Here is a 10,436-nt window from a genome sequence, read left to right as displayed (position 1 = left end):
CGGTCTGCAAAAGGCCAAAAGGGAGGAGCGACGCATGAGTGACCACGTGTCCAAGCGTTCCCGCGTAAACCGTCGACAGTTCGTCAAGGGTGCCGCTGCCCTGGGCGCCATGAGTGGAGCAGGAGCTTTCGGGCTGCCTTTCCATGCCTGGGCGCAGGGCGTGCCCAACGAGTATGACGGCTCGAAATTTCAACTCAAGGCACCCGAACCCAATGCCAAATCGGGTGGCGTGCTGCGGTATGGCATCACCTCGCGGCCGCCGCATTTCGACTTCCACCAGTCCGGCACCATCAACAGCCTGGGCAGCCAGGGCTGCATGTTCGACAACCTCGTGCGGCGCGATCCGCGCGACAGCGGCAAGACGATCATCCCCGATCTGGCCCATAGCTGGGAAATCTCCAAGGACAACAAAACCTACACGTTCATGCTGCGCAAGGACGTGCAGTTCCATGACGGGGCGGAGTTCACGTCGGAGGACGTGAAGGCGACCTTCGATCGTATCGCCAAGCCGCCGCAGGGCATTTCGATCCCGCGCAGCACGCTGTTCGCCGCAGTCGAGGAGATCACCGCGCCCGACAAGCATACGGTGCAGTTCAAGCTCTCCGAGCCCCGACCGGCCAACTTCATCATGTCGGCGATCGCCAGCGGCTGGAATGGCATCGTGCGCAAGAAGACCCTGGAGGATAACGGCTACAACCTGCGTCGCGTCGTCGACATTCCCGGCACCGGCCCGTTCAAGAGCCAGCGCCGCGTCGAGGCCGAGATCTGGGTGATGGAGAAGAACAAGAACTACTGGAACAAGGGCCTGCCCTATCTCGACGGCATCGAGTTCTATCACGCCCTGCCGTTCTCGCCCGAGCTCGGCTCCAGTCTGCTCTCCGGTCGTGTCGATTATGCCCGTCTGCTCGATCCGGTGTCGCAGCGCCGGGTCAAGGCGACCCAGGGCATGTCGGGCATGGACTTCTATCAGAGCGTCATCCAGGCGACCTGGATGAACAACAAGAAGAAGCCGCTCGACGATCCCCGGGTGCGCCGGGCGTTCCACCTGGTGCTCGACAAGCCGGTGCTGGTCGATGTCGTGAAGGACATCGCCCCGATGATGGTGGGCGGCTTCATCTATCCGTTCTCGGAGTTCGCCACGCCGCTGCCCGAACTCAGCAAGCGTCTTGGTTATCAGGCCGACCCGACAGCGGCGGTCAAGGAAGCCAAGGCACTGATGGCCGCGGCCGGCCATGCCAAGGGCATCACCGGGCTCGACTATCTGGTACGCGAAGTCGCGAGCTTCAAGCTGTGGTCGCAGGCCATCCAGGCGATGCTGCAGCAGACGCTCAACGTCCAATGCAACATCCGCACCGCCGTGGAGTCTGTATGGTTCGATGACGTTCGCACCGGCAAGTTCGATCTCGCCATCGGCGCCATCGTCTCGACGCTGCTCGACCCATCGGACTACTTCAACGCCTGGTACAGTAAGACCGGGCCGCAGAACTACTCGTCCTGGGACAATGCGAAGTTCAACGAGTTGCTGCCGCAGATCGACCGCGAGGTCGATGCCAAGAAGCGTCTCGACCTGATCCGTCAGGCCGAGGCGATCATGGAACAGGATCCGCCGTTGCTGCCGATCTCCTGGGAGAAGATCAACGACGGTTGGTACAACTATGTGAAGGGCCACCGTCCGCAGGACTACTTCGGCATCTACGACGTGGTGCGCTTCGACACGTTCTGGCTCGACAAGTAGCCAGCGTTCGCCGCAAACGAAACGGGCCGGTGCTCGAGGCACCGGCCCGTCCTAGTTCTCGAGATTTGTGTCAGCCCTTGCTCGGGTTGATCAGGAACTTCTCGCCGGTCGCGCGCTTGGCATAGGCGCCGATGTTCTTGAGATCGAGGGCTTCCTGCAGCGACACCGTTTGCGTGTAGTGGCTGGCGAAGGTCGTCTTCAGGCTCTTCACCACCCGCTCGCGCAGCCGGATCTGGTCGGGCCGGCCGATCTTCTGCAGGAACGGCGTCAGCAGCCAGCCGCCCACGCCCCAGGCCATGCCATAGTTGCGCGTCAACTCGACCGGGCTGGTGTCGAGGCTGCCGTAAACATAGACCTGCTTGTGCACGCTCGAGCCATAGCGGTTGTAGGTCGTCGCGGTCTTGTTGATCGCGATCTCCATGCAAGTGAGGATCTGGCTGACGAGCTTGCCGCCACCGATCGCGTCGAAGGCGATCGTGGCGCCGGTCTCGACCAGCGCCTGCGTGAGGTCGTCGGTGAAGCTCGCGGCGCTCGAATCGACGACGTGCTTGGCGCCGATATCCTTCAGCAGCTTGGCTTGTGTCGGGCTGCGCACGATGTTGACCAGGCCGATCCCATCCTCGTTGCAGATCTTGTTCAGCATCTGGCCGAGATTGGAGGCGGCGGCGGTATGAACCAGCGCCTTGTGGCCTTCGCGCTTCATGGTTTCGGTCATGCCGAGTGCCGTCAGCGGATTGACGAACCATGAGGCGCCCTCGGCAGCCGTCGTGCCGTCCGGCAGCGGCTGGCAGTCCGTGGCCTTCAGCAGCCGGTACTGCGCATACATGGCACCGCCGATCATCGACACGGTCTTGCCCTTGAGCGCCTGCGCGGCGTCCGAGGAGCCGGCCTTGACGACGGTGCCAGCGCCCTCGTTGCCGACGGGCATCGATTCATCGAGGCGAGTCGCCAGGAAGGGCAGGGTAGCCGCCGGCACCTTGGCCGTGACCGTGATGCTGTCGCCGCTGCCACTCGCCTTGGCCGTCGTCAGATCGGCCGGCCCCAACAGCAGGCCAAGGTCCGACGGATTGATCGGCGTCGCTTCGACCTTGACCAGCACCTGGTCCGGCCCGGGTTCGGGCAGCTCGACCTTGGCCAGCGACAATTGCAGCTCGCCACCCTTTGTGATGAGGGACCGAAGCTGCAGTCCCGAAATCTTGCTGGTGTCACTCATCCTGGCATCTCCTGCGGTTCGCATTGGAATAGGCTCGCTCTGTAGCACATCCGATCGGAGCTGGGATTGGGACCTCGAAGGCCTTATCGTGCGGCGGCCAGTGAAAATTCTTCGAGGTCATGATGTGCCGTAGCTGCGTCGGCGAGCTGTTTGCGAATCTCTCCAGTTTCGAGCCGGGCAAGACCCGGCGCGGATTCGTGGTTGGATCCGCGTTGGTCGCAGGAGCGGGGATGGCGGCGCTCGGAGCCACGCGGCCGGCCCGAGCGCAGTCAGGCGGTGTTGATCTGATCTTCCGGGGTGGGACGATCATCCCGATGTCCGGGGCGGATCGCTATACAGAGGCAGTGGCCGTCGACGAGGGCAGGATCGTGGCGGTGGGCACGGAGGCCGAGGTGATGAGCCTCAGAACGACGTCGACCCGGGTTGTCGATCTTGCCGGCCGCACGCTGCTGCCGGGTCTCATCGACCCTCACCAGCATACGGGCGTCGGTGCGGTCATCACCGCGCTGTTCGAGGATGTCGGCTATCCGACCTATAAGACGCGCCAGGCCGTGTTCGATGCGGTGCGGGTCAAGGCCGCCAAGACGCCAGCCAACGATTGGCTCTACTTCTTCGGCTTCGACAATCTGCTGCAGGGCGGTGAACTGTCGATCGGGGAACTCGACACCTTGTCGACCACCCATCCGATCATGATCTACTACAACAACATGCATACCGCCGCGGTGAACAGCGCCGCGCTCAAGGCGGCGAAGATCCCGGACGATATACAGGAGCTGCCCGGCGGCGGCCGATTCCGCCGTGATGCCAATGGCAAGCTCAACGGCCTGGTCGACGAGGAGTCTGCTCTCAGGAGAATGCTCGTCGGCCTTCCCAAGCTCACGCCCCAGTTCGTCGGCAAGGCCACCGCTGATTGGCTGAAGCGCAACTCGGTTGCCGGCATCACGGCCGTACACGAGGCCGGCGTCACCGTGGCGGGCGATCTGCTCCAGGGCTATGAGCGCATCGCCGTGCAATCTCCCTGCCGGATCAGCATCAGCCTCGTGTTCCCCTCGATGAACGCCGGCGATCCTTACAAGGAGTTCGGACGCGGCGCGCGGGCGACGCAGGTCCCGAATTGCCTGTTGTCCTTCTATGCCATCAAGATCGTCGCCGACGGCTCCAACCAGACCAAGACCGCCGCTCAGACGGTTCCGTATCTCGGTGGCGAAGGGAAGGGCGAGCTGAATTACGAGCCGGCGCAGTTGAAGAAGATGGTTGCCGAGGTGAAGGAAGCAGGCTGGCCGGTTTCCATCCATGCCAACGGCGACGCGACGATCGACGCCGCGCTCGATGCCATCGAAGCCACCTACGGCCCCAACCCGGTGACCGGAGTCAACCGGATCGAGCACTGCACGATGGCACGTGCAGACCAGATCGCGCGCATGAAGGCTTTGGGCGTTCAGCCCAGCTTCCTCATGAATCACGTCCATCTCTATGGCGCGGCCTATCGAGATCTGCTGTTCGGAGCGGAGCGTGCGGAACGCATGGACGCCGCGGGCGATTGCGTCAGGGCGGACCTTCCGTTCACCCTGCACACCGACTCGCCGGTGACCAAGATTGGCGTCCTGCAACTTGTGCAGACGGCGGTGACGCGGCGCTGCCTCTTCGACAATTCGGTGATCGGTAAGAATCAGGCGGTGTCGCTCACCGATGCCCTCAAGGCAGTGACGGTCCACGCTGCCGGCCAGATCGGCATGCGCGACCGCCTCGGCTCTTTGGAGCGCGGCAAGGAGGCCGACCTGACGATCCTCGAAAGCGATCCCTACAAGGTAGACCCGGACAAGATCGCGGATATCAAGGTCAGCGAAACCTGGGTCGCCGGCAAGAAGGCCTTTGGTTGAGCCACGTCAGGCTCTTCGCCCATCACCGCTATTCCGGCTGCAGCCCGGCGTCGCGCACCAGCGCCGCCCAGTTGCGGGCCTCGGTTGCGAAGAAACCCTGCAGGTCAGTGGCAGGGACGACGAACGGCATGGCACCACGCGCTGCGAGCTGACGCACGAATTCCGGCGAGGCCACCACACGATCCAATGCTGCGCGTAGCCGGTCCAGGATCGGCTGGGGCACTCGGGCCGGCGCGTAGAGGGCGAACCAGAAGTTCAGATCGAAGCCCGGCAGGCCCGCTTCCGCCATCGTGGGGACGTCGGGCAAGGCTGGCGAGCGTGTCTGCGAGGTGACCGCCAGCGCACGCACTTTGCCGCCCTGAGCCTGGGCCGCTGCGGTCGTAATGTTATCGAAGAGGAAGCTGATCTCGCCGGACAGCAAAGCATTGGAAGCGGGCGCGCTGCCCTGATAGGGCACCTGCAATGCCTCGAAGCCGCCGACCTTCTGCAGCACCACGGCGAACATGTGGGGCGAACTGCCCGGGCCGTAGGTGCCGTAGGTGAGTTCATTGGGCTCGCGCTTGCCGCGCGCAATCAGCTCCTGCACGGAGTCGACGTTCAGGGTGCTCGGATTCACGACCAGCACATTGGGGAGTGCTGCCACCGTGCCGATGCCGACGAAATCCTTCAACGGATCGTAGGTGATGTTGCGCATCAGCAGCGGATTGAGGACCTGCGTCTGGACGGGGCCAAGCCAGAGGGTCGTGCCATCCGGTTCGGCTCTCGCCGCGACGGCCGCCCCGATGCTGCCCCGCGCACCGCCACGGTTTTCGACGATGACCGGGGCGCCGATCGCCTCGCGCAGCCCTTCCGCAACGAGTCGCGCCACGAGGTCGGTGGGGCCGCCGGCCGGATAGCCAACGATCACGCGCAGAGTTCGACCGGCTGGCCACTCCTGGGCTCCAGCAGACCGAATGGCCGGCATGGCCAGTCCCGCGACCAACAGGCCGCGCCTCGTGATGCGCATATCGTTTCCTCCGTCTTCGTTCCCAAGGTTGCGCAGTGCGCACCTATAGGACAAAGCCGAATTAGCGATCGCTGCCATATGTCGATACTATGGGTCGATGGACTTCCGTATCCTCCGTTACTTCGTCGCCATTGCCGAGGAGGGCTCGATATCCCGCGCCGCAGAACGGCTGCGCATCGCCCAACCGGCCTTGAGCGCGCAGATCCGCAATCTCGAGAGCGAACTCGGGTCTGCGCTGCTGCATCGCATGCCGCGCGGTGTCGTGGTGACTGAAACGGGCGCGAAACTGCTCGGACATGCTCGGCACATCCTGCGATCAGTGGCGCTCGCGCGGGAAGATCTGCTCGGTGATGCCGCCGTAATCATCGGCGATGTCACCGCAAGCTTCCCCCAATCGGTCGCAATGGTGCTGACGCGGCCAGTGGCGGAGGAGGTGCTGCGCGTGCTGCCACGCGTCTCCCTCAGCGTGCGCGAGAGCAATACGGGTTACACCTCGGAGTTGCTGCGCTCCGGCCGGATCGACCTGGGTTTTGTCTTTCGCGAGGCAGATGCGGTTGGGCTGAAGGCGCGCCGCCTCGTCGAGGAGGATCTCGTCGTCATCGGCCCACCCGGTGCCTTCGAGCGAGGCCACGTGGGGCAGGCGCCGAAGCCGCTGCGTTTCGCCCGGCTCGCCCAGCTTCCGCTGGTCATTCCCGGCCGCCCGCACAGCCTGCGCGAATTGCTGAACGACTACGCCCGTCGAGCACGTACCGAGTTACGTGTCGTGATGGAGGTGGATGCCATCCCGCAGATCAAGGAGCTGGTCGCGGCCGGGGCAGGCTACGCCGTGCTCTCCTACAATGCGGTGCGAGAAGATCTGACCACAGGGCGCCTTTGCGGCGCACGCATCACGTCGCCTTCCTTGCAGCGCTCGGTTTTCCTTTGCGGTCATGCCGAGCTCCCGCAGACGCGGGCCGTACGCGCCGTGGAGAAGATCATCCTGGAGGCCACGGCGCGGTTGGTGGAAACGGGCGTCTGGAACGCACGTCTTGCGCTGCCATAGGTCGGACCTATGGCAGCCAGCCTTTATTAGTCTTGGATCATCTCTGCCGAAGCTGATTGTTTCGCGACCTAATTTTTTGGAGCGAGCGTCAGCAATGTCCACCGGTACCCATGTCCATGTGCGCCACGATGCGCGATCCGAATTTCCCGGGATCGTGCATGTCACCATCGACAACCGCGCGAAGCTGAATGCGCTGAACTCGGTCGTCATCCGCGAGTTCGTGGATGCGGTGGAACAGCTGGGAAAGGACCCGGAACTGCGCGGCATGGTGGTCACCGGCTGGGGCGAAAAGTCCTTCATCGGCGGCGCAGACATTCAGGAGCTGTCGCAGCTGCAAGAGCCGGGCGCGGCCCGGGCCTTCATCACCGGTGTGCACGAGGCTTGCCGATGCCTGCGTGACTGTCCCGTGCCGGTGATTGGCCGCGTAAACGGCTTCACGCTCGGTGCCGGACTGGAGCTCATGGCAGCTTGCGACATGCGCGTTGCGGTCACGGGCGCAAAGCTCGGCATGCCCGAGGTGCGTTTCGGCATGCCCTCCGTGGTCGAAGCCGCCCTGTTTCCCGGCCTGATCGGCTGGGGCCGCACGCGTCAGATGCTGCTGCTCGGTGACATGATTTCGGCTGAGCAGGCGTTGCAATGGGGGCTCGTCGAGCGCGTGGTCGCGCCCGAGGCTCTGGACGCCGCCGTCGACGAGTGGCTCGCATCCATGGTGGCGAACAGCGTGCGCGGCATGCGGTTGCAGAAGAAGCTCATTCGAGCCTGGGAGACCCTGCCGGTTGAGCAGGCGGTCCAGCGTGGCATCGATATCTTCGCCGAGACCCACGAGGTTGCCGAACCCCGCGAACTGCTGCAGCGCTTTCTCGACCATCAGGCGGCAAGAAAGAAGAAGTAGCGCTTCTCGCTCTCAGGCTGAGTCAGAAGGCTTGCGCATCAGGTAGGTATCCATGATCCAGCCGTTCCGTTGCCGCGCTTCGTGGCGGCGGCGGTGGATCTCGGCGGCAACGTCGGCGACCTTGCCGGAAATCAGGATCTCGTCTGGCGTGCCGAGATAGGCACCCCAGTAGATCTCCATGTCCTGGTCGACGAAGCGGCGATAGGTGTCCTCACCATCGAGCAGCACGGCGACGCTGTCGATGTCGGCCGGAAACCCCTCGACGAGTTTGCGGCCGGTGGTGAGGGCGACTGGTTCGGCGATGCGGTTGAGCGGGATCCTGTGCCGTGCCGCCAGCGCCTGCACTGCGGTGATGCCGGGAATCACCTCGTAGTCGATCTCATGGCGACCTGTCGCCACCAGCGCCTCGACGTTGCGGATGGTGCTATCGTAGAGCATCGGATCGCCCCAGACGAGGATGCCGGCCGTCTCGCCGTCCTTCATCTCGTCCGCGATCATGCGTTCGAAGACGGCCTGCTTGGCCGCGTTCAACTCGTCGACCGAGGTTCGATAGTCGGCAGGCTGGGTGTCGCGCGGCGGGCTTGGTGCCTCGACGAAGCGATGCGCGCGGCCGGGCTCGATATGGCGTCGGCAGATTTCTTCGCGGAGCGCGCGCAGCTTGGTCTTGGCGGGGCCCTTGTCCATCAGGAAGAAGACATCGACGCGATTGAGCGCCTTCACCGCCTGGATGGTGAGGTAGTCGGGATCGCCGGCACCAATGCCGATGATGAGGATCTTTTTCACGGTCCGTCTCGCTTCTACGGCACAAAAATTGCAGAGTTACTGGGGAACTAGCAGGAGGTTGCCATGAGCGTCGACTCTCTTAGCAAGCCGACCACCATCACCCCATCCGCCACTGCCTTCTCGCACATCGGCGAGGACGACACCGACTACAAATCGGGTGGCCTGCGCGACTTCTTCCTCTACCGCGATCTAGGCATCGCTGCCGCTACCAACGGCCAGGTCGTGGCCCAGCTCGTGAAAGCCAACATGGCGCCCGAGGAGGGAACAGGCTGGCATCGGCATGAAGCCAGCTTCCACATCGTGATCATGCTGAAAGGCTGGGCGCGCTTCATGTACGAGGACAAGGAGACCCTGGTGAAGACGGGCGATTGCGTCCACCAGCGGCCGGGCATCCGGCACTACCTGTTCGATTACTCACCCGACATGGAATATCTCGAAATCGTCAGCCCCGCCGATTTCACGACGGTCGATGTCGAGGGGCCTTGCCCTGTCCCGATGCCGACGCCCTGGAAATAAGCGGCGCCCGTCAACCCGTCCACGCCCGACGCGTGGTCGAGTAGGCCAGTACTGCCGAGAAGGCCACGATGCCGATGGCGACGCAGGCATAGAGGCCCGACACGCCCCAGCCGAAAGCGTCCAGCGCCAGCAAACTGCCGCCGCCGGCGATCGTGATGCGTGTGAGGTTGGCGCCGACAGGCCAGTACATTTCGCCGGTGCCTTGGGAGGCAAAATAGAGCGCCATGGCGACGCCGAAGAAACCATAGGCCGGACCGACAATGGTGAGGTAGTGGCGGCCCGAGGCCAGTGCGCCGGGATCGGTGGTGAACAGGCCGAGCCACAGGTCGGGCCAGATAGCCACGATGATGCCGATGGCGGCGGCCATGCCGCCGGCCATGAAGGCGCCGGTCCAGGCCATCCGTTGAGCACGGGCATGTTGTCGGGCGCCGATGTTGGTACCGACCAGCGCGGTAAGCGTGGCGCCAATGCCGAAGCTGATAGGGATCAGCATGTATTCCAGGCGGCTGCCGATGCCATAGCCGGCGATGGCCGCATCGCCTTCGCGGCCGATCAGACCGGTGACGACCAGCACGGTGCCGTTGGTCAGGATCACCACCAGGCAGGCGATGAGGCCGACCTTCAGGATGTCGCGGAAGGCTCGCCACTTGAACCCGTTCACAGGCCAGCGCAGACGGACCGCCGCCTTGTCGCCCGTCAGCTTGGAGAGCATCCAGACGGCGGCGATGGCGAACGCGATGACCGCAGCCACCGCTGGTCCACGGATGCCGAGCGCGGGCAGGCCGAACCATCCCAGGGTGAGTGCTCCGGTGAGCGGGATCTGGATCGCGCCGGTCACGACCAGGGCGAGGCCAGGGGTCTTCATGTCGCCCGTGCCGCGCAGCACCGAGGCCATGGAATTGGCGATCCAGTGGGCGCCGCAGCCCAGGAAGAGGATGGTAGCGAAGGCCTCGGCGCGATCGAGGGCCGCGCCGCTGCCGCCCAACGCACCGTAGATCTGCCGGCCGAAGCCCACGAAGACGATGGCGAACAGCGAGGCCATGCCGAGCGCGATGGCCAGCGCATGCGCCGCTGCTGCCTCGGCCGCCGCCTTGTTACCCGAGCCCAGTGCCCGCGCCACGGAGGAGGAGATGCCGCCGCCCATGGCGCCCGCCGACATCATGCCCAGGGTCATCTGTGTCGGGAACACGAGGGCCAGTGCTGCGAGATCGACAGTGCCGAGCTGGCCGATGAAGAAGCCGTCGGCGATGCTGACCAGGCTCTGCATGGCCACGTTCAGCACGTTGGGGATGGCGAGGACGAGGATGGTGGGCACGATCGGCCCGGCCAGCATCATCTGCCGGCGTTCTGCGGGAGTCATTGCCGCGGT

The 10,436-nt window shown here is 64.3% G+C and carries 9 protein-coding genes; 5 read left to right on the top strand and 4 right to left on the bottom strand.

Going from position 1 to position 10,436, the window contains the following annotated elements:
• Nucleotides 1-34: 34 nt before the first annotated feature.
• On the top strand, nucleotides 35-1,735 hold the full coding sequence (locus tag EPO50_RS24240; protein ID WP_296348333.1) for an ABC transporter substrate-binding protein: 1,701 nt from the start codon (nucleotides 35-37) through the stop codon (nucleotides 1,733-1,735).
• A gap of 70 nt (nucleotides 1,736-1,805) precedes the next feature.
• On the opposite strand, the gene EPO50_RS24235 is transcribed toward EPO50_RS24240, so the two are convergent.
• On the bottom strand, nucleotides 1,806-2,948 hold the full coding sequence (locus EPO50_RS24235; RefSeq protein ID WP_296348331.1) for a zinc-binding dehydrogenase: 1,143 nt from the start codon (nucleotides 2,946-2,948) through the stop codon (nucleotides 1,806-1,808).
• Nucleotides 2,949-3,178: 230 nt separating this feature from the next.
• Here EPO50_RS24235 and EPO50_RS24230 point away from each other — a divergent pair, with 230 nt between their 5' ends.
• A complete protein-coding gene (locus EPO50_RS24230) occupies nucleotides 3,179-4,828 on the top strand; it encodes an amidohydrolase (protein ID WP_296348329.1) in 1,650 nt (549 codons plus the stop codon).
• A gap of 28 nt (nucleotides 4,829-4,856) precedes the next feature.
• On the opposite strand, the gene EPO50_RS24225 is transcribed toward EPO50_RS24230, so the two are convergent.
• Complete coding sequence (locus EPO50_RS24225) at nucleotides 4,857-5,834, bottom strand: tripartite tricarboxylate transporter substrate binding protein (RefSeq protein ID WP_296348327.1); 978 nt, start codon at nucleotides 5,832-5,834, stop codon at nucleotides 4,857-4,859.
• Nucleotides 5,835-5,931: 97 nt separating this feature from the next.
• Here EPO50_RS24225 and EPO50_RS24220 point away from each other — a divergent pair, with 97 nt between their 5' ends.
• Together EPO50_RS24220 and EPO50_RS24215 are read left to right on the top strand one after the other, a co-directional pair.
• Nucleotides 5,932-6,876 carry a LysR substrate-binding domain-containing protein gene (locus tag EPO50_RS24220; protein WP_296348324.1) on the top strand — a complete coding sequence of 315 codons (945 nt, stop codon included), beginning with the start codon at nucleotides 5,932-5,934 and terminating at the stop codon, nucleotides 6,874-6,876.
• A gap of 94 nt (nucleotides 6,877-6,970) precedes the next feature.
• A complete protein-coding gene (locus EPO50_RS24215) occupies nucleotides 6,971-7,768 on the top strand; it encodes an enoyl-CoA hydratase (RefSeq protein ID WP_296348323.1) in 798 nt (265 codons plus the stop codon).
• Between the two features lie 12 nt (nucleotides 7,769-7,780).
• Here the strand turns inward: EPO50_RS24215 and cobF are convergent, their stop codons facing one another.
• Nucleotides 7,781-8,551, bottom strand: a complete 771-nt coding sequence (gene cobF, locus EPO50_RS24210; RefSeq protein ID WP_296348321.1) for a precorrin-6A synthase (deacetylating) — start codon at nucleotides 8,549-8,551, stop codon at nucleotides 7,781-7,783.
• A gap of 63 nt (nucleotides 8,552-8,614) precedes the next feature.
• Between cobF and EPO50_RS24205 the strand changes: the two genes are divergently transcribed.
• The gene (locus EPO50_RS24205) at nucleotides 8,615-9,067 is read left to right on the top strand and encodes a cupin domain-containing protein (protein WP_296348320.1); all 453 of its coding nucleotides are present in this window, start codon (nucleotides 8,615-8,617) and stop codon (nucleotides 9,065-9,067) included.
• Nucleotides 9,068-9,077: 10 nt separating this feature from the next.
• Here the strand turns inward: EPO50_RS24205 and EPO50_RS24200 are convergent, their stop codons facing one another.
• Nucleotides 9,078-10,427 (bottom strand): MATE family efflux transporter, encoded by a 1,350-nt coding sequence (locus EPO50_RS24200; protein ID WP_296348317.1) that lies wholly within the window; start codon nucleotides 10,425-10,427, stop codon nucleotides 9,078-9,080.
• Nucleotides 10,428-10,436 lie beyond the last annotated feature (9 nt).

Origin of the sequence: Reyranella sp., from assembly GCF_004297405.1 — a bacterium.
Lineage (GTDB): Bacteria > Pseudomonadota > Alphaproteobacteria > Reyranellales > Reyranellaceae > Reyranella.
Note: the sequence above shows the minus strand (reverse complement) of the source record. Positions and strands in the feature narration are given on the sequence as shown.